General features: G+C 69.3%; 16 protein-coding genes. 10 read left to right on the top strand and 6 right to left on the bottom strand.

What is annotated here, in order from left to right:
• Positions 1-612, bottom strand: a 612-nt coding sequence (locus tag H3O04_RS16905; RefSeq protein WP_202588094.1) for a LysR family transcriptional regulator, incomplete at its 3' end; no start/stop codon positions are given.
• A 165-nt stretch (positions 613-777) separates the two neighbouring features.
• Here H3O04_RS16905 and pdxR point away from each other — a divergent pair.
• From pdxR to H3O04_RS16890, 3 genes are all read left to right on the top strand, one after another.
• The gene (gene pdxR, locus H3O04_RS16900) at positions 778-2,262 is read left to right on the top strand and encodes a MocR-like pyridoxine biosynthesis transcription factor PdxR (protein ID WP_202588093.1); all 1,485 of its coding nucleotides are present in this window, start codon (positions 778-780) and stop codon (positions 2,260-2,262) included.
• Between the two features lie 96 nt (positions 2,263-2,358).
• Entirely contained in the window at positions 2,359-2,796 is a 438-nt protein-coding gene (locus H3O04_RS16895) for a carboxymuconolactone decarboxylase family protein (protein WP_027805767.1), read from the top strand.
• A 10-nt stretch (positions 2,797-2,806) separates the two neighbouring features.
• Entirely contained in the window at positions 2,807-3,226 is a 420-nt protein-coding gene (locus tag H3O04_RS16890; protein ID WP_202588092.1) for a cupin domain-containing protein, read from the top strand.
• 103 nt (positions 3,227-3,329) lie between these two features.
• On the opposite strand, the gene H3O04_RS16885 is transcribed toward H3O04_RS16890, so the two are convergent.
• Entirely contained in the window at positions 3,330-4,550 is a 1,221-nt protein-coding gene (locus H3O04_RS16885) for a porin (RefSeq protein ID WP_011547814.1), read from the bottom strand.
• 479 nt (positions 4,551-5,029) lie between these two features.
• On the bottom strand, positions 5,030-6,097 hold the full coding sequence (locus H3O04_RS16880; RefSeq protein ID WP_202588091.1) for a squalene/phytoene synthase family protein: 1,068 nt from the start codon (positions 6,095-6,097) through the stop codon (positions 5,030-5,032).
• Positions 6,098-6,479: 382 nt separating this feature from the next.
• Between H3O04_RS16880 and H3O04_RS16875 the strand changes: the two genes are divergently transcribed.
• Complete coding sequence (locus H3O04_RS16875) at positions 6,480-7,625, top strand: glycerophosphodiester phosphodiesterase (RefSeq protein WP_202588090.1); 1,146 nt, start codon at positions 6,480-6,482, stop codon at positions 7,623-7,625.
• Positions 7,626-7,695: 70 nt separating this feature from the next.
• On the opposite strand, the gene H3O04_RS16870 is transcribed toward H3O04_RS16875, so the two are convergent.
• Positions 7,696-9,321: a rhodanese-like domain-containing protein gene (locus H3O04_RS16870; RefSeq protein WP_202588089.1), complete on the bottom strand. Its 1,626-nt coding sequence runs from the start codon at positions 9,319-9,321 to the stop codon at positions 7,696-7,698.
• 105 nt (positions 9,322-9,426) lie between these two features.
• On the bottom strand, positions 9,427-9,993 hold the full coding sequence (locus H3O04_RS16865) for a cysteine dioxygenase (protein ID WP_034174826.1): 567 nt from the start codon (positions 9,991-9,993) through the stop codon (positions 9,427-9,429).
• A 17-nt stretch (positions 9,994-10,010) separates the two neighbouring features.
• Between H3O04_RS16865 and H3O04_RS16860 the strand changes: the two genes are divergently transcribed.
• Positions 10,011-10,985 carry a LysR family transcriptional regulator gene (locus tag H3O04_RS16860; RefSeq protein WP_171984280.1) on the top strand — a complete coding sequence of 325 codons (975 nt, stop codon included), beginning with the start codon at positions 10,011-10,013 and terminating at the stop codon, positions 10,983-10,985.
• Positions 10,986-11,064: 79 nt separating this feature from the next.
• Here H3O04_RS16860 and H3O04_RS16855 read toward each other — a convergent pair whose 3' ends face one another.
• Positions 11,065-12,417 carry an acyl-CoA dehydrogenase family protein gene (locus tag H3O04_RS16855; RefSeq protein WP_105798194.1) on the bottom strand — a complete coding sequence of 451 codons (1,353 nt, stop codon included), beginning with the start codon at positions 12,415-12,417 and terminating at the stop codon, positions 11,065-11,067.
• Between the two features lie 228 nt (positions 12,418-12,645).
• Between H3O04_RS16855 and H3O04_RS16850 the strand changes: the two genes are divergently transcribed.
• The 5 genes from H3O04_RS16850 to H3O04_RS16830 are packed head-to-tail and all read left to right on the top strand — an operon-like array spanning position 12,646 to position 17,598.
• A complete protein-coding gene (locus H3O04_RS16850) occupies positions 12,646-13,731 on the top strand; it encodes an LLM class flavin-dependent oxidoreductase (RefSeq protein ID WP_023476895.1) in 1,086 nt (361 codons plus the stop codon).
• A gap of 33 nt (positions 13,732-13,764) precedes the next feature.
• On the top strand, positions 13,765-14,604 hold the full coding sequence (locus tag H3O04_RS16845) for a class II aldolase/adducin family protein (RefSeq protein WP_043887901.1): 840 nt from the start codon (positions 13,765-13,767) through the stop codon (positions 14,602-14,604).
• 30 nt (positions 14,605-14,634) lie between these two features.
• Complete coding sequence (locus tag H3O04_RS16840; protein WP_202588088.1) at positions 14,635-15,669, top strand: ABC transporter substrate-binding protein; 1,035 nt, start codon at positions 14,635-14,637, stop codon at positions 15,667-15,669.
• A gap of 4 nt (positions 15,670-15,673) precedes the next feature.
• Positions 15,674-16,783: an ABC transporter permease gene (locus tag H3O04_RS16835; protein ID WP_202588095.1), complete on the top strand. Its 1,110-nt coding sequence runs from the start codon at positions 15,674-15,676 to the stop codon at positions 16,781-16,783.
• Positions 16,777-17,598 (top strand): ABC transporter ATP-binding protein, encoded by an 822-nt coding sequence (locus H3O04_RS16830; RefSeq protein WP_202588087.1) that lies wholly within the window; start codon positions 16,777-16,779, stop codon positions 17,596-17,598. Before H3O04_RS16835 ends, H3O04_RS16830 begins: the two co-directional genes overlap by 7 nt.
• Positions 17,599-17,611: the final 13 nt, after the last annotated feature.

Here is a 17,611-nt window from a genome sequence, read left to right as displayed (position 1 = left end):
CCGCCGTGACGAATCGGCGACGACGACCGAGCGGTGCGCACCGATCGCGTCGCGCGTCAGCACCCCGCTCGCGGCCGCCAGCGGATGGCGCGGCGACACCGCGAACACCCACTCCATCGCGCCGAGTTCGAACCATTTGAGGCCCGGCATCGCCGGCGGCTCGTTGGTCGCGCCGACGACCAGATCCGCGCGGCCGTCGCGCAACGCTTCCCAGGTTCCACCAAGCACCTCGTGCGTGAAACGCAGCGACACGCCGGAATCGAGCGCATCGAACGCGCGGACGACCGGCAGGAGCGTATCGAACTCCAGCACCTCGTCGCTGACGATCCACAGCCGGTCCTCCCAGCCGCTCGCGACCTGCCGCACGCGCTGCGTCAGCCGGGCGACGTCGAGCGCCAGCCGCGCCGCCTCGTCGGTCAGCAATTGTCCGGCCGGCGTGAGCTGCAGCCGGTAGCCGCGCCGGTCGAACAGCAGCGCGTCGAACCGCGTTTCGAGCTGGCGCGCCGCATGCGACACCGTCGACGGCGCCTTGCCGAGCCGCGCGGCGGCACGCGACAGGCTGCCGGTGGCGCGGATCGCGTCGAGCAGCGCCAGTTCGTCTTCGGACAGCATGAGGTTGCTCCGCGGTGAGGTTTGTGGTGGATCGTAAGGCAGCAGCGCACGGCGGTCCAATCGCGCGAGGGCCGGTGCGGGTGCGAGCCCGGAACCGCCGCCGGCGCGGTCGAGTTCCGGTATGCTGATCGAGGTGAAATCACACGAATCGAGGTAACCACTGCGATGGACATCGCGATCCGCATCGAAGGCCGTCACGACCTGACGGGGCAAATCTTCCGGCAACTGCGCACCGCGATCGTCGACGGGCGTCTCGAAGGCGGTGCGCGGCTGCCGTCGACGCGCGATCTCGCGAAACAACTCGGCGTGTCGCGCAAGACGACGCTCGACGCATTCGAGCGCCTGGTGGCCGAGGGCTACCTGACTACGCGCACCGGCGACGGCACGTTCGTCGCCGACGGCCTCGCGCGCGTGCCGCACGCCGCGGTGACATCGGCGCCGTCGATCGTCGACGAGCGGCCCCGCATCGATGCGGTCGATGCGCGCGCGCTGTGGAACGACCTGCCCGACGCGCTCGCGATGCCCGCGCCGCAGGATTCGCCAGGCTTCGACTTCCGCGGCGGCGTGACCGACAAGACGCTGTTCCCGTTCGACGCATGGCGGCGCTGCCTGCATCACGCGCTGCGCCAGCAAGCGCGCGGCCCCGGCCAGTACCACGATCCGGCCGGCGATCCGCAATTGCGCGGCGCGATCGCGCGCTACGCGGGATTCAGCCGCGCGGTCGCCTGCAGCTGGGACGACGTGCTCGTCACGCAAGGCGCGCAGCAGGCGCTCGACCTGCTCGCGCGCGTCGTCGTGCGGCCGGGCGACGTCGTCGCGGTCGAGGACCCCGGCTATCCACCCGCGCGCGCCGCGTTCGCGTCGCTCGGCGCGACGGTGATCGGCGTGCCGGTCGATGCCCAGGGACTCGTCACGGAACGGCTGCCGGACGACGCGCGGCTCGTCTACGTGACGCCGTCGCATCAGTTCCCGCTCGGCATGCCGATGACGCTCGAGCGCCGCGTCGCGCTGCTCGAATGGGCGCAGCGCCGCCGCGCGGTGATCATCGAGGACGATTACGACGGCGAATTCCGCTTCGAGGGCCGGCCGGTCGAATCGCTGAAGAGCCTCGACCGCACGGGCCTCGTCGCGTACGTCGGCACGTTCTCGAAGACGATCTTTCCCGAACTGCGGATCGGCTACGCGATTCCGCCGCGCGCGCTGCGCGGCGCGCTGGCCAAGGCGAAGCAGATCGTCGACTGGCACACCTGCACGCTGACGCAGGCGGCGCTCGCGCGTTTCATGCACGAAGGCGATTTCGCGCGGCACCTGAAACGCGTGCAGAAGCACTACGATGCGCGCCGCAAGATGCTGGTCGCGCACCTGCGCGGCGCACTCGCGCCGTGGTTCGATGCGATCGTGCCGACCGCCGGCATTCATCTCGCCGCGCACCTGAAGCCGGGGCTCGACGAAGCGGCGCTGGTCCGCGCCGCACGGGCGCAAGACATCGGCCTGTACGGGATCTCCGCGTTCCACGTGGGCGTGCCGGTGCGCCCGGGGCTGCTGTTCGGCTATGGCGGAATCGACGCGCTGCGCATCGACACGGCGCTCGCGAAGCTGGCGGGATTGCTGGATGCCGGCACGGTGGGTGGGTCGCCGCTGGTTACCTGAATTTCCATGAAATTGGCTATTCAAGCAGGCCAGTGCGACTCGTAAAGTAGGTCCTGTCGCGCCACCCCGGCGCTACCCAACCGAAAAGGACCTGCCATGCAACCTCGCCTGAATTTCTATGCCGCCAGCCCGAATGCGATCAAGGTGATGCGCAACGCCGAGGAATTCCTCGCGAAGAGCTCGATCGAGAAGCCGCTCGCCGAACTCGTCCGCCTGCGCGCGTCGCAGATCAACGGCTGCGCGTTCTGCGTCGACATGCACACGACCGACGCGCGCAAGGGCGGCGAAACCGACCGCCGTCTCGCGACCGTCGTCACGTGGCGCGAAACGCCGTTCTTCACCGAGCGCGAACGCGCGGCCCTGGAATGGACCGAGGCGCTGACGCTGGTGGCCGGCAACCACGTGCCCGACGCCGTCTGGGAAGCCGTGAAGCCGCACTTCACCGACGAGGAACTGTTCGACCTGTCGATGCTGATCGCGACGATCAACTCGTGGAACCGCTTCGCGATCGCGTTCCGCAAGATGCCCGAGTGAGGAGCCGACGATGAGCCGCTCTCCGCTCCATCGCGCCGCGCTGTACGCCGGGCTCGTGCTCGCCGCGGCGCTGCCGGCCGCCGCCCATGCGCACGACGCCGCCGACAGCGTGCACGCGATCATGCAGCAAGCCGTGCCCGAGGCGCCCGGCAAACTGGTGGTCGTCGCGACGGTCGACTATGCGCCCGGTCAGGCGTCCGAAGCGCACAAGCACCTCGGCTCGGTGTTCGCCGTCGTGTCGAAAGGCGAAGTGCTGTCGCAGGTGAACGGCGGCCCGCTGCGCCGCTATCGCGCCGGCGAAGGCTGGTACGAGCCGCCCGGCTCGCGCCATCAGGTGTCGCGCAACGCGAGCGCGACCGAGCCCGCGCAGCTCGTGGTGTTCGGGCTGACGGGCGAGCATCAGCCGCTGAAGTCGCCGATCGATCAGTGATCCGACGGATCGTGCATCGGCTCGCGACGTAAACGAAAAAACCGGCCCGAAGGCCGGTTTTCATACCGCATGCCGTGAGCGGCGCTCGCGCGCCGCGCGACATTTAGAAGCGGTGGATCATGCCGACGCCGACGCCGATCTGGTTCTGCTTCGAACCTGCGCCCACGCCGTCACCGATCGACGTGGTCGCCGAGATGATTGCGTTGCCGCGGCCGTTCAGCGTGTTGCCGCTTGCGTGCTGGTAAGCCTCAACCGCGTACAGGCCCGTGCGCTTCGACAGGCTGTAGTACTGCGACAGCGTGACCTGGTGGTACTTGGCCGAGCTCGTGATGCCGTTCGACTGCGTTGCGGCCGTGTACGAGTAGCCTGCCGCGAAGTCCCACTGAGCAGCTGCCTTCCAGTGCAGCACGGCGCCAGCCGTGTTGAAGATTGCCTTGTTCCGGAAGAACGAACCCGTGCCCGGCGTGTACTGGACGTTCGAGTACGACGCCGAAATATCCCATGCCGGCGTGAACTGGTAGCCCGCCGTCACGGCGATACGCTGCTGCGATTGCGCGGTCGCGTAGCCGTTGTTGATCGACGAGACTGCCGGCTGGTTGCCGTCGCCCGCTGCCGTCAGGCCGTTCTGGACCGTCGAGTTCGCGCCCCACACGCCGCCGCCGAGCGTCGAGTTGTTGACCTTCTGATAGCCGACCGCGATGCCTGCCGGGCCGTTCAGGTACTGGATCGCCGCACTCCACGTCGAGCCGCGGTTCGTCGCGCCTGCGACGCCGCCGAACGAGTACGAACCGCCGACCGTGAAGCCGTAGAACTTCGGCGACATGTAGACGAGCGAGTTGTTCGCGCGGTAGCTGGTATCCAGCGAATCGATATCGCCCGGGTGCGCGCCGTAGTAACCGGTCAGCCAGGTCGTCGGGCTGTACGGCGACAGCAGCGTGTAGTACGCGGTGTACTGGCGGCCGGCCGTCAGCGTACCGTACGTGGCGTTGGTCAGGCCAACCCATGCCTGACGCGTGAAGATGCCGTTGGTCCACTGCGACGAGCCATTAGCCGTGTTGACGCCGGCTTCCAACTGGAAAATCGCCTTCGTGCCGCCGCCGAGATCTTCGCTGCCCTTCAGGCCGAAGCGGCTGCCTGCCCACACGCCGGTGGACATCTGCACCTTCGAGTGACCACCCGAGGTTGCGCCGACTGCCGACGAGTTGTTCTGCCAAGCGATACCGTTGTCGACGATACCGTACAGGGTCACGCTGCTCTGGGCGTGGGCGGCGGTAGCGGCTGCGAGACCGACTGCCGTCATGGCGAAAGCGACGCGCTTTTTCATTGATTCTCCGTCCTCAAAGAATGTTTCTTTTCTGGTGTGGTTTTATGACCGACACATGTGCGAGTACATGCCGACGCGATTCTGACGGATTACCAATTGTTTCCCAACATGTGCAGTCGGTCATCGTATGATCGACGCAACGCGCGGGTTCACCAAACGGTTACATGACAGCCCGAAAAGCTTGTGCGGCGGGCGTTTCCGGCATTTGCCGGTGAAAACCCTAGCTTTACATTTTTACGGGTGCACCACGACCGTCCAATGTCGTCAGACGCCTTCGGCACCAAAAGGTCTTACAAATGCGCGATCGAAGCTGACGCCGCGATTCACGCCGCCGCGCAGGATCGCCCACGTTCGTGACACCCACATTTCGAGACACGAAATCATGAAAACGTTTTTAGCCGGCGTGCCGGAGGCCGGACGGGAACGGCCCGACGAACGCGGGCCGGAGGCGATGCCGGCGCCTGCCGCGCCGGCGGTCTTCAGTGCTGCGTGGCGGGGCGCGCGAGCTGCGCGTTCACCGCATCGGCGAGCGCGGTCAGACGCGAACGGACCGCCGTGTTCGAGCCGACCAGCGCGAGCGACGCCGCCATGATCCGGTAGACGCGCTTTCTCGGCACCTTGGCCGGCTTCGCCGGGTCGAGCCACGCCGCGTGGCCGGCCAGCAGTTCGAGCGTTTCGAGGCCGATCATGATCGGCCACAGGCAGGCGAGCCGCAGCCGCACGAAACGACGCGGAATCGCGAGCGTATACAGGCAGGCGTCGCGATACTGGTCGAGTGCGACGCGCAGCAGGTCGACCAGCACGCCGCGCGCACGTTCCGATGCTTCCGGCTGCATCAGGTCGGCCGCCACGAGCCCGTGTGCGCCCAGCACGTCGTCGGGCAGGTAGCAGCGGCCGATGCGCAGGTCCTTCGCGCAGTCGCGCAGGATGTTGGTCATCTGCAGCGCCTTGCCGAAACGGATTCCCTTCTCGCGCATGTGCGGCAGATCCCAGCTGCGCGCGGCGCGCGTGTGCGCGCCCGTCATGTCGGTCCAGAACTCGCCGACGCAGCCCGCGACCAGGTACGTGTAGCGGTCGAGCATGTCGCGCGTGGGCAGCGAGGCGACCTGCCCCGACTGCTCGTGCGGAAACGTGCGCAGGTCGAACTCCATCCCCGCGGTGAGCGTCGCGACGACCTTGCGGATCGACGCGCGATCGGCCTCCGGCTGCGCGCGCAGCAGCGCGAGCATCGGCGCCATCGAACCGAGCAGCAGGTGTTCGTGCGAATCGGTCTGCATCCGCGTCACGTCCTCGAGCGAACGCGACAGCGCCGCGCCGTCGCCGAGCCGTTCGATGTCGTCGCGCAGGTCGGTCAGCAGCGCCGCGCGGCGATCGGGCGCGACGAGCGCCGTGTCGGCGATCGTGTCGGCCGCGCGCGCGAGCAGATACGCGAGGCCGACCGGGTCGCGCATGCCGTCGGGCAGCACGCGCAGCGTCAGGTAGAAGGAGCGGGAAACGTTCTTCAGCAGCTCGCCGAGCAGATAGGCGGGATCGGTATGGGTCGTCATGGGTCGGGAAAAATCGGCCGGCGCGGGCCCCGACGCACACGGGCGCCGGGCGCCCGCGCCGGCCCGCGAGTCGCCGCATCGTCGCGCCAGGCGGGCGTCGGCCCCGCTGCGGCGATGCAAAATTCCCGCAAGTTTAGTGCATCCGGCGCACGAACTCGTTGCGACGGCCGGAATGTGGTGCGCAGCAGCCCGCCGTCACTCGCGCTGCCCTGCACGTCGCGCCTTCAAAACAAAACGGAAAGGCAGAAGTAATACATATGTAATTATTCGATGCGACGATCGCGCACCGTTCGACTCCGTTCAGCCCGGGCTCCCCGCCGGGCCGCCGGCGCGAGCGCCCTTTTCCGACTCCTTTCCGACTCCGTTTCGAAGGTTCATCAACATGCTCCCCAAGCGCCCGACCTCCCTGCGCTACGTCCCGTTCGCCTGTGCCGCCGCGTGCCTACTCGCCGCGTGCGGCGGCGACGACGATCTGACGCGCGATCCCACGCAGCCGATTTCCGCGAAGGTCCAGGTGGTCGGCCATCGCGGCGCGAGCGCGCTGCGCCCCGAACACACGCTGGCGTCGTACCGCAAGGCGATCGAGGACGGCGCGGACGTGATCGAGCCCGACCTCGTGTCGACCCGCGACGGCGTGCTCGTCGCGCGCCACGAAAACGAGATCTCGGGCACGACGAACGTGTCCGCGCTGCCGCAATTCGCGAGCCGCAAGGCGACCAAGATGATCGACGGCGCGCAGTTGACGGGCTGGTTCACCGAGGATTTCACGCTCGCCGAGCTGAAGACGCTGCGGGCGCGCGAGCGCATCCCGCAGGTGCGCCCGGCCAATACCGCGTACAACGACCAGTTCGAGATTCCGACGTTCGACGAGATCGTCGCGCTCGCGAAGCAGATGTCCGCGCAGACCGGCCGCACGATCCACCTGTACCCGGAAACCAAGCATCCAACCTACTTCCAGTCGATCGGCCTGCCGCTCGAGGATCGCCTCGTCGACGCGCTGCTGAAGGATGCGTACACGTCGCGCACGGCGACCGTCTACATCCAGTCGTTCGAAGTCGCGAACCTGAAGGCGATCCGCAACCGGATCAAGTCGAGCCAGCCGAACTGGAAGCTCGTGCAGTTGATGGACGAAGCGCAGCAGCGCCCGTACGACTTCGTGAAGGCGAACGACACGCGCACCTACGGCGACCTGTCGACGCGCGACGGCATGCGCGAGATCGCGACCTATGCGAACGGCGTCGGGCCGTACAAGACGTCGATCATCGCGGTCGCCGCGGACGGCACGCTGCAGCAGCCGACGCCGTACGTGCGCTACGCGCACGAGGCCGGTCTCGTCGTGCATCCGTACACGTTCCGTCCGGAGAACAACTTCCTGCCTGCGTCGCTGAAGGACGGCGGCACGCCGGCCACGCGCAACACGGCCGGCTCGGTGCGCGAGATCCAGGCGTACCTGCGCGCGGGGATCGACGGCTTCTTCACCGACGATCCGGCCGTCGGCCGCACGGCCGTCGATACGTTCAAGCGCTGATACGAAGCGCCGATCCGCTTCGTGACCGGGCGCCGCGCACGACGTGCCGCGCCCGGTTGCCCCGCATCGCTCAGATCACGTTGAAGTGGTGCGTGCCGTCCCGCTTCAACTGGTCGACCAGCCCGTATTCCCAGTCGAGATACGCCTGCATCGCGGCGGCCGCGTTGTCGGTGCCTTCGTACGGACGCCGGTAGCGATCCACGCGCGGCGACGCCAGATGCGTCTCGCCGCTCTCCAGCGGCAGCCCGGCGTCGATCCACGCGGCCGTGCCGCCGGTCAGCACCCGGATCTCGGCCGATGCCGGCAGCAGCGCACGCGCGTCATCCGCCGCGAACCGCGCGAGCAGGCTCGAGCCGCACGTGAACACGTAGCGCTTCGCGGGCGGAATCGCCGCCAGCGCGTCGCGCAACTGCGCGCGCACGGCAAACCACGCGCCGGGAATATGGCGCTTCACGTAGTTCGCGCTGGCCGTCACGTCGACGATCGCGAGCTCGCCGGGCGCGGCCTCCTTCAGCCAGCCGGCGAGCGTCGCAGGCGACACGTCGGCGGCGGGCGGCGTCGCCGGCACGTCGCGCGGCGGCTGGCCGCGCCCGGTGAATGCCGCGGTGCCGGCCGGCTCGACCACGCGCACGTCCCAGCCCATCTGGGCAAGCCACGAAGCGGTCATGTCCGCGCGCACGCCGTCGTCGTCGGCCAGCACGATCCGCGCGCCGCGCACGGCCGCGTGATGGTCGGTCTCCTGCACGAGCTGGCCGCCCGGCGTGCTCAGGAAGCCCGGCAGATGCCCGGCTTCGTATTCCTCGGGCGTGCGCACGTCGAAGCGGTACAGCGTGCGGCCCGGTTCGTCGAGCGCGGCGACGTCCTCGAGCGCGATGCGCGGCACGCCCGCGCGCTCGGCCACCGCGCGGGCAGCCTGACGGGCTTCGGCCCGCTGCGTCGCGTCGATCTCGTCCGGAAAGCGACGCGCGGCACCGTGCTCGAGCGTCTGGCCCGCCAGCGTCCAGCCGATCGTGCCGTTGCGCAGCGCGGCGACCGGATTCGGCAGCCCCGCGTTGACGAGCGACTGCGTGCCGATGATGCTGCGCGTGCGGCCCGCGCAGTTGACGATCACCTGCGTCTTCGGATCCGGTGCGAGCGCGCGCACGCGCAGCACGAGTTCCGCGCCCGGCACGCTGGTCGACGTCGGGATGTTCATCGTCTGGTACTCGTCGAAGCGGCGCGCGTCGACGATCACGACATCGGCTTTCGCATCGATCAGCGCCTGCACCTCCTGCGCGGACAGCGACGGCGTATGGCGCTCCGCCTCGACCCATTCGCCGAACGACTTGCTCGGCACGTTCACGTCGATGAACAGTTCGCCGCCCGCCGCGACCCAGCCCGCGAGGCCGCCGTCGAGCAGCCGCACGTCGGTGTAGCCGAGCCGCGCGAGCGCCGCGGCCGCGCGCGGCGCGAGATCCTCGCCGCCTGCCTCGCCGAACACGACGATCGGCGTGTCGCGGCGCGGAATCCGCGTCCATGCGTCGAGTTCGAGCTTCGACAACGGAAAGTTGGCCGCCCACAGCGGGTGGCCCTGTGCGTACGGATCTTCCTCGCGTACGTCGATCAGCGCGATCTCGTCGCGGGCCAGCAGGCGTGCGCGTACGTCCTGGTACGACGCGACGGGAAAGCGGGAAATGGAATCGGCGGATTGCGTCACGATGTCTCAGTGTTGAATAGGTTGAAGTCGATGAAGAAAGCGGAACGGCTCGAGCTTGGCCCTGCCAGCGCGCCCCCGCAACGGGCCACGCGAGCGGGCCGTGCATCAGGCATTCGAATAGCCCGACACGAACGGCTTCACGGTCCCGTCGTCCAGGTACACGGCGCGCTCGACCTTGCCGATGTTCGCGCCGTACACGTGGATGCTGATCGATACCTGGTCGGCGAACGCGTTGGTCACGCGATGCACGTCGCCGATGCGCGGCGACACGGCCTCGACCTCGCCCGGCCGCAGCCGCACGGCGTCGCCGGCGGGCACCGGCTTGCCGGCCGTGTCGAACCGGTACGGCTGCGAGAACTCGCCGCCGCGCAGCATCCCGATCAGCCCCCACACCGTGTGGTCGTGAATCGGCGTCGCCTGGCCGGGCCCCCACACGAAGCTGACGATCGAGAAGCGTTCGTCCGGGTCGAGATGCAGCAGGTACTGCCGGTAGCGCTCGGGATCGGGCTGCGCGAACGCGTCGGGCAACCAGTCGTCGTGTTCGACGAGCGCGGCGAGCAGCGCGCCGCCCTCGTCGAGAATGCGCGCCTCGTTCGCGCCGGACGCGAGCAGCGCATCCAGACCCTCGACGAACGGCCTCAACGGCGTCTGTTGCAACGAAAGCGTACTCATCGGCCGTCTCCTCGAATATGATGCCGAATATGATGGATCGTCATGATGCACCTGAAAGACCATGCAGAACAAACATGAAAATTAGCGATATCGACGCTTTTGCAGCGGTCGTCCGCTGCCAGACCCTGAGCCAGGCCGCGGCCGAGCTCGGGATGACGCAGCCCGCGATCACGCGGCGCGTCCAGAATCTCGAGGAAGCGCTCGGCGTGACGCTGCTCGACCGCAACACGAAGCCGCCGCGCCCGACCGACATCGGCCGGCAGGTGTTCGAACAGTGTCGCGCGATCCTGCGCGAGGTCGACGCGCTGCGCGAACTGACGGCCGGCCAGCAGCCGCCGGCCGGCGAATTCCGGATCGGGCTCACGCAGGGGCTCGGCGAGCTGATGCTGCCGGCACTCATCGGCGATCTCGCCGCGCAATGGCCCGCGCTCGCGACGCAGGTCACGACCGCATGGGGCGGCCTGCTCGTCGAACGCATCGCCCGCCGCGAACTCGATGCGGCACTCGTCTTCCTCGCCCGCGAAATGGTGCTGCCGGCGCAGGTCGAAGGCGTTCGGCTGCTGGACACGCGGCTCGTCGCGGTCGGCCGCAAGGGCGACTGGCCGCGCCGCAGCTACCGGCTCGCCGATTGCCACGCGCGCGGCTGGGTGCTCAATCCGGACGGCTGCGGCTTTCGTGCGGGCCTGCGGCGCGCGCTCGACGCGCAGGGCCTGCCGATGCCGGTCACGCTCGATGCGTACGGCCGCGACCTGCAACTGCAGAGCGTCGCGAACGGGTTCGGCCTCGGGCTGATGCCGCTGCCGCTCGTCGAACGCAGCCCGCTGCGCGACGCGCTCGACATCGTGCCACTCGCCGATTTCAAGCCGCAGATCGATCTCTGGCTGCTGCGCCGGCACGATGCGGCCCGTTTCGACGCGCCGCTCGCGACCATCGCCGCGCATGCGCGCGCCGCGTTCGCGCTGCCCGAGCGATCGCACGACAAGGCCGCCTAACGTAGCCGTGGTGGCCTCGGCCATCGCGCAGCGCCTGCCTCCCGCCTTGCGATTTCCGTGCGTGGCAACCCGGCCCGGCTCACGCATCACGCGGGCCGCGTTCGATCCCGTTGCGTGACGTCGCGTCGGCCTGCGCATGCGTCTGCCCGCGCGGTGCCGCATCGAGCACCGCCCGCCCCGCCGCCACCGCGATCGCATCGTCCTGCGGCGTATGCACGCGGCTGCACAGCACATCGCGATAGTGGCGCTCCAGCGGATTGGTGCGGCTCAACCCGTGATTGCCCGACAGTTTCAGCGCCTGCTCGACCGTCCGGATCGCCTGCTCGGTCACGGTGCGCTTGACGAGACCGCTGGTCGTCACCGACGGCGCGTTGCCGGCGTCGGTGCGCGCGATGTGATCGTCGAGCAGCACGCGGTTCGTGTGCAGCCAGCCCTCGATTTCGCCGACCGCCTCCTGCACGCGCGGCAGCGTCGCGAGCGGCGCGCCGAGCCCGCTCGGCGCACGCGTCGTCGCGAATTCGACCAGCCAGTCGCGCGATGCGCGCGCCACCGCGTCGTACAGGCTGCCGAGTAGCGCGACCATCCACGCCTGCTGATCGGCCTGCGCGTCGGCATCCGCATGGGTGGCGGCCGACACGACCCATGCGTCCGGCGCGCGCACGTCGACCGCATATTCGGCCGGCAGCGGCACGTCGTCGAACACGACTTCATGGCTGCCCGATGCGCGCAGGCCAAGATGATTCCAGCTTTCGATCACGCGGATGCGCTCGCCGTCGGTCGCGCGCTCGCGCGGCACGAGAAACACGCCGACGCGCGGCGCCGGTTCGTCGGTGCGCGCCCACACGGCCAGCCAGCGCAGCGCCGGAATGCCGGTGCTGTAGAGCTTGTGGCCCGACAGCCGCCAGCCGTCGCCGTCGCGGCGCGCAATGGTCGCCGGCAGCCCGCCGCGCGACGGCGAACCGAGCGCCGGCTCGACGCGCAGCGCATTGATCAGCGCGCCGTGCGCGACCGCGCTGTCGAACACCGCGCGCCGCACCTGCGCCGGCCAGCGGTTGTCGGCGCGGCCGAGCGCGCGATGCTGCAGATACGTCATCGTCAGCACCAGCGCGGTGGCGGGATCGGCCCCGGCGACGGCCGCGACGATCCGGCTCGCCTGCGCGAGCGTCGCCCCGGCGCCGCCATGTTCGCGCGGCACGACCTGCGCGATCAGCCCGGCACGATGCAGCCGCGCGAAGTTCTCGTGCGGAAAGCGGCCGTCGACGTCGTTGCGGGCCGCATCGGCGGCGAGTTCGGGGGCGAGGCGCTCGAGCAGCGCGGCGAGGCGCGCGTCGTTCGTCTCGTCGGCGGCGTCGGCAGCTTTGGCAAGGTCGGCGGGCAGAAGACGCAGCGCAGGTTGCGGTGGCGGCGAGGAAGCGGCAAGGCTGGCGGACATCGAAACGGATTCCCTGGGTAGGTCGAACACGGCGGCAAGAAGGCGGCACCCACGCGCGCCCGATCATTCACGAGCCCACAGCGTATGCGCAACGCATGCGCCCCCAAACCATGCAAATCTGATATTCAAATCGGGATTGATTATTTCCGTTCCGCATGATCCCGGCGTTAACCTGCGCTCCATTCCTGCCCGGCCGTGCGCCGGGACATCCCTGCACCGGAGACCCAGATGAGCGTCGAATTCATCGGCATGATCCAGAGCCAGAAACAGTCGGAAATCCACCCGGCGTCCGGCCCCGTGGTCGATCCCGACTATGTGCGCGACTTTGCCCGCGCCCACGAAACGGCCGGCTTCGACCGGATCCTCGTGCCGCATCACTCGACCGGCCCGTCGGCGACGCTGACGATCGCGTTCGCGGCGGCCGCGACCGAGCGCATCCACTTCATGCTCGCGCATCGCCCGGGCTTCACCGCGCCGACGCTCGCCGCGCGGCAGATCGCGACGCTCGACCAGTTCAGCCGCGGCCGGCTCGCCGTGCACTTCATCTCCGGCGGCTCGGACAGCGAGCAGCAGCGCGACGGCGATTTCCTCGATCACGACGCACGCTATGCGCGCACCGACGAATACCTGGGCATCCTGCGGCGGATCTGGACGGAACCGCAGCCGTTCGATCACGACGGCGCGCACTACCGGTTCAAGCAGGGTTTCTCGGAAGTGAAGCCGTTCCAGCAGCCGCATGTGCCGATCTACTTCGGCGGTGCGTCGGACGCGGCGCTCGCGGTGGCCGGCAAGCACGCGGACGTCTACGCGCTGTGGGGCGAATCGCTCGACCAGGTGCGCGACCTGACGACGCGCGTGCGCGCCGAAGCCGCGAAGCACGGCCGCCAGGTGCGCTTCTCCGTGTCGTTCCGCCCGATCCTCGCGGCGACCGAGGACGAAGCATGGGCGCGCGCGCACCGCATCCTCGACGAAACGCGCCGGCTGCGCGAAGCGGCCGGGCTCGGCGCCGGCGGCCCGCAGCAGAGCGAAGGCGCGCGCCGCCTGCTCGCCGCTGCCGAGCGCGGCTCGCGCGTCGACAAGCGGCTGTGGACCGAGATCGCGAAGCTCACCGGCGCGCGCTCGAATTCGACGGCGCTCGTCGGCACGCCCGAACAGGTCGCCGACGCGCTGCTCGACTACTACGACCTCGGCGTGACGACGTTCCTGATCCGCGGCTTCGATCCGCTCGAAGACGCGATCGACTACGGCCGCGAACTGATTCCGCGCGTGCGCGGCGCCGTCGCCGCACGCGACGCGGCCCGCCGCGCCGCCTGAGCCCCACGGAACCATACGGAGCCCCACGCCACCATGTCCGCCGTCCTTTCGTCGCCCGACCGTACCGCATCGGGACTCGTACTCGCCGATACCCCGCGCCAGCATTTCTGGTTCGATCCGCCCGCGCCGCGCATCGACGTGGCCGCCGAGCGCCGCCACCGGCAGGAGCGGCTCGCGGCCGCGTTCCGCCTGTTCGCGCGCTTCGGCTTCGCGTCGGGCCTCGCCGGCCACATCACCGCGCGCGATCCGGAGTTGCCCGATCATTTCTGGGTGAATCCGCTCGGCGTGCATTTCTCGCAGATCAAGGTCTCCGACCTGCTGCTCGTCAACGCGCGCGGCGAAACCGCGATCGGCCAGCGGCCGCTGAACAAGGCCGCGTTCGCGATCCATGCGGCGATCCACGAAGCCCATCCGCACGTCGTCGCCGCCGCGCACACGCATTCGACCTACGGCAAGGCCTGGTCGACGCTCGGCCGCCCGCTCGATCCGCTCACGCAGGACGCGTGCGTGTTCTATGAAGACCACGCGCTGTTCGACGATTTCACGGGGATGATCGTCGACACCAGCGAAGGCGCGCGGATCGCCGATGCGCTCGCGAAGCCGGACGGCACCACGCACAAGGGCGTGATCCTGAAGAACCACGGCATCCTGACGGCCGGCCCGACGGTCGAGGCCGCCGCGTGGTGGTACATCGCGCTCGACAACGCCGCGCACACGCAGTTGCTGGCCGAAGCGGCCGGCACGCCGCAACCGATCGATCACGCGACCGCGCGTCATACGCATGGCCAGATCGGCGGCCCCGACGGTGCGCTGCATGCGTTCGACAGCCTGTTCGCGCGCGTCGTCGCCGACGAACCCGATCTGCTCGACTGAGCCGACCTTGCGCCACCCGGAGACCACACAATGACCCACACCACCGCACCCGCGTCCGCCGACACGCACGACGACCAACGCCGCCGGCTGCTGCGCGCGGCCGGCGCCGCCGCGCTCGCCGTCCCTGCGATCACGCTCGGCCGCAAGGCGTGGTCCGCGCCGCCGCTGAAGAAACTCACGTTCGCGTGGAACCAGAACGCGTTCTGCCTGACGCCGATCGTCGTCGCGCAGGAGCGCGGCTTCTTCGAGAAGAACGGGCTGCAGGTCGAGCTGATCAACTACAGCGGCTCGACCGATCAACTGCTCGAATCGATCGCGACCGGCAAGGCCGACGCGGCGGTCGGGATGATCCACCGCTGGCTGAAGCCGCTCGAAGCCGGCTTCGACGTGAAGATCATCGGCAGTTCGCACGGCGGCTGCGTGCGCCTGCTCGGCGCGAAGGCGGCCGGCGTCACGACGCTGCAGGCGCTGAAAGGCAAGACCGTCGGCGTCAGCGATCTCGCCGCGCCCGGCAAGCACTTTTTCTCGATCCTGCTCGCGAAGAACGGCGTCGATCCGGAGCGCGACATCACGTGGCGACAGTATCCGGCCGACCTGCTCGGCGTCGCGGTCGACAAGGGCGAAATCCACGCGATCGCCGACGGCGACCCGAATCTGTATCTGCTCGAAAAGCGCAGCAACGGCGCGTACACCGAACTCGCGACCAACCTGTCCGGCGAATACGCGCGCAAGGTGTGCTGCGTGATCGGCGCGCGCGGCGACCTCGTGCGCAACGACCGGCCGTCGGCCGCCGCGCTCGCGCGCTCGATCGTGCAGGCCACCGAGTACACGCACGACAACCCGAACGAAGCCGCGAAGGTGTTCGCCAAGTATTCGCCGAAGATCAGCCCCGAGGATCTGCGCAAGCTGTATGCGACGCTCACCTACACGCATCACCCGACCAACGTCGACCTGCAGCAGGAAATCGCGTTCTATGCGGACGATTTCCGCCGCATCAGCGTGCTGAAGAAGAGCACGGACCCGCAGCGCTTCGCGCAGCAGGTCTATGCGAACGTACTGGGGTAACGCGATGTCGACGATCGAACACGCTTCCGCCGCACGTACCGCGTCGGCTCCGGCCGGCGCCGCCGCCAACGCTTCCGCTTCCGCTTCCGGTTCCGCGCGCGCAGCCTGCACGACGTGCGAAGCCACGCTGGCCGCGCAGGCGCGGCGCGAGCGCATCTGGCCGACCGGGATCGCCGCCGCATTCGCGTGGGCCGCGCTCGGCGCGCTCACGCAACTGTGGCCGAACCGGATCGTCGGCTTCAGCGACTGGGCGTACACCGACACGTTCGGCACGGCCGCGTGGACGATCGCCGCGCTGTTGCTCGTCGCCGCGACGCTCGGCCATCGGGTTGCGGCGACCCGCCCGCGGCTCGCGCGGGTACGCCCGGCCGGCCCGTGGCTCGTCGCGCTGCCGCTCGTGCTCGCCGCGTGGGAAATCGTCACCGCCAAAACCGGCTGGCTGCCGACGCCGTTCTTCGCGCCGCCGCAGGCGCTGATCGAGGTCTACGTCGACGACTGGCCGCGCCTCGCCGGCAGCGCCGCCAACACACTGAAGCTGCTCGCGCTCGGCTTCGCGTACGGCGTCACGGTCGGCTTCGCGGTCGGCGTGTCGATCGGCTGGTCGCGCCGGATCGGCTACTGGGTGCATCCGGTGCTGCGCGTGCTCGGGCCGGTGCCGGCCACCGCGCTGCTGCCGCTCACGTTCTACTTCTTCCCGTCGAGCTATTCGGCCGCCGCGTTCCTGATCGCGCTGGCGACGGGCTTCCCGGTTGCCGTGCTCACGTGGTCCGGTGTCGCGAGCGTGAACAAGCAGTACTACGACGTCGCGCGCACGCTCGGCGCGAACGCACGCTTCCTCGTGCTGCGCGTCGCGATTCCGGCCGCGCTGCCGCACGTGTTCGTCGGCATCTTCATGGGGCTGAGCGCGTCGTTCACCGTGTTGGTCGTCGCCGAGATGATGGGCGTCAAGTCGGGGCTCGGCTGGTATTTGAGCTGGGCGCAGGGCTGGGCGTCGTACGTGAACATGTATGCGGCGCTGATCGTGATGGCGCTGCTGTTTTCCGGGCTGATCGCGCTGCTGTTCGCCGTGCGCGACCGTGTGCTCGCGTGGCAGAAAGGAACCGTCAAATGGTAAGCGCCGCCGTACTCGAACCGTCCGCGGCCACTGCCGCGGCGCCCGCCGTCACGCCGCCGCGCGGCGCGCGCATCGACATCCGCCGCGTGAGCCATGCGTTCGACGGCCCCGGCGGCGCGCTGCCGGTGCTCGACGACGTGTCGCTGTCGATCGCGGCCGGCGAATTCGTCGCGCTGCTCGGCCCAAGCGGCTGCGGGAAATCGACGCTGCTGCGCCTCGTGGCGGGACTCGACGCCGCGCGTCAAGGCACCATCGCGCAGGATGGCGTGCCGATCGAGCGCCCCGATCCGTCGCGCATCGTCGTGTTCCAGGACCCGACGCTGTACCCGTGGCGGCGCGTGCGCGCGAACGTCTCGCTCGGCCTCGAAGCACGCGGCGTGGCGCGTACCGCGCAGCATCGCGTCGACGATGCGCTCGCGCGCGTCGGGCTGCAGGACTTCGCGAACGTGTTCCCGCATCAGTTGTCCGGCGGGATGGCGCAGCGCGTCGCGCTCGCCCGCGCGCTCGTCAACGATCCGCGCCTGCTGATCCTCGACGAGCCGCTCGGCAAGCTCGATTCGCTGACGCGGCTCACGATGCAGGCCGAGTTGACCGCACTGTGGCAACGCGACGGTTTCTCCGCGCTGCTCGTCACGCACGATGTGGAAGAAGCGCTGTTCCTCGCGCAGCGCGTGATCGTGTTCGGGCCGCGCCCGGCAACGATCGTCGCCGAACTGCGCGTCGACCTGCCCTACCCGCGCCATCGCGGCGACCCGCGCCTCGCCGAATTGCGGCACGACGCGCTGCGGCATCTCGGGCTCGATGCGAGCTGGTAGATGCCGGATGCCG

It is taken from the genome of Burkholderia sp. KCJ3K979 (genome assembly GCF_016759955.1).
Lineage (GTDB): Bacteria > Pseudomonadota > Gammaproteobacteria > Burkholderiales > Burkholderiaceae > Burkholderia > Burkholderia orbicola.
The sequence above is the reverse complement of the archived record's forward strand: the minus strand, read 5'-3'. Positions and strand labels throughout refer to the sequence as shown.

What these genes read in the sequence shown, in the direction of transcription:
- H3O04_RS16855 (WP_105798194.1), bottom strand. Translation starts at nt 12,417, where the DNA reads ATGTCCGCCAGCCTTGCCGCTTCCTCGCCGCCACCGCAACCTGCGCTG.
- H3O04_RS16885 (WP_011547814.1), bottom strand. Translation starts at nt 4,550, where the DNA reads ATGAAAAAGCGCGTCGCTTTCGCCATGACGGCAGTCGGTCTCGCAGCC.
- H3O04_RS16880 (WP_202588091.1), bottom strand. Translation starts at nt 6,097, where the DNA reads ATGACGACCCATACCGATCCCGCCTATCTGCTCGGCGAGCTGCTGAAG.
- H3O04_RS16865 (WP_034174826.1), bottom strand. Translation starts at nt 9,993, where the DNA reads ATGAGTACGCTTTCGTTGCAACAGACGCCGTTGAGGCCGTTCGTCGAG.
- pdxR (WP_202588093.1), top strand. Translation starts at nt 778, where the DNA reads ATGGACATCGCGATCCGCATCGAAGGCCGTCACGACCTGACGGGGCAA.
- H3O04_RS16840 (WP_202588088.1), top strand. Translation starts at nt 14,635, where the DNA reads ATGACCCACACCACCGCACCCGCGTCCGCCGACACGCACGACGACCAA.
- H3O04_RS16890 (WP_202588092.1), top strand. Translation starts at nt 2,807, where the DNA reads ATGAGCCGCTCTCCGCTCCATCGCGCCGCGCTGTACGCCGGGCTCGTG.
- H3O04_RS16895 (WP_027805767.1), top strand. Translation starts at nt 2,359, where the DNA reads ATGCAACCTCGCCTGAATTTCTATGCCGCCAGCCCGAATGCGATCAAG.
- H3O04_RS16830 (WP_202588087.1), top strand. Translation starts at nt 16,777, where the DNA reads ATGGTAAGCGCCGCCGTACTCGAACCGTCCGCGGCCACTGCCGCGGCG.
- H3O04_RS16875 (WP_202588090.1), top strand. Translation starts at nt 6,480, where the DNA reads ATGCTCCCCAAGCGCCCGACCTCCCTGCGCTACGTCCCGTTCGCCTGT.
- H3O04_RS16845 (WP_043887901.1), top strand. Translation starts at nt 13,765, where the DNA reads ATGTCCGCCGTCCTTTCGTCGCCCGACCGTACCGCATCGGGACTCGTA.
- H3O04_RS16860 (WP_171984280.1), top strand. Translation starts at nt 10,011, where the DNA reads ATGATGCCGAATATGATGGATCGTCATGATGCACCTGAAAGACCATGC.
- H3O04_RS16850 (WP_023476895.1), top strand. Translation starts at nt 12,646, where the DNA reads ATGAGCGTCGAATTCATCGGCATGATCCAGAGCCAGAAACAGTCGGAA.
- H3O04_RS16835 (WP_202588095.1), top strand. Translation starts at nt 15,674, where the DNA reads ATGTCGACGATCGAACACGCTTCCGCCGCACGTACCGCGTCGGCTCCG.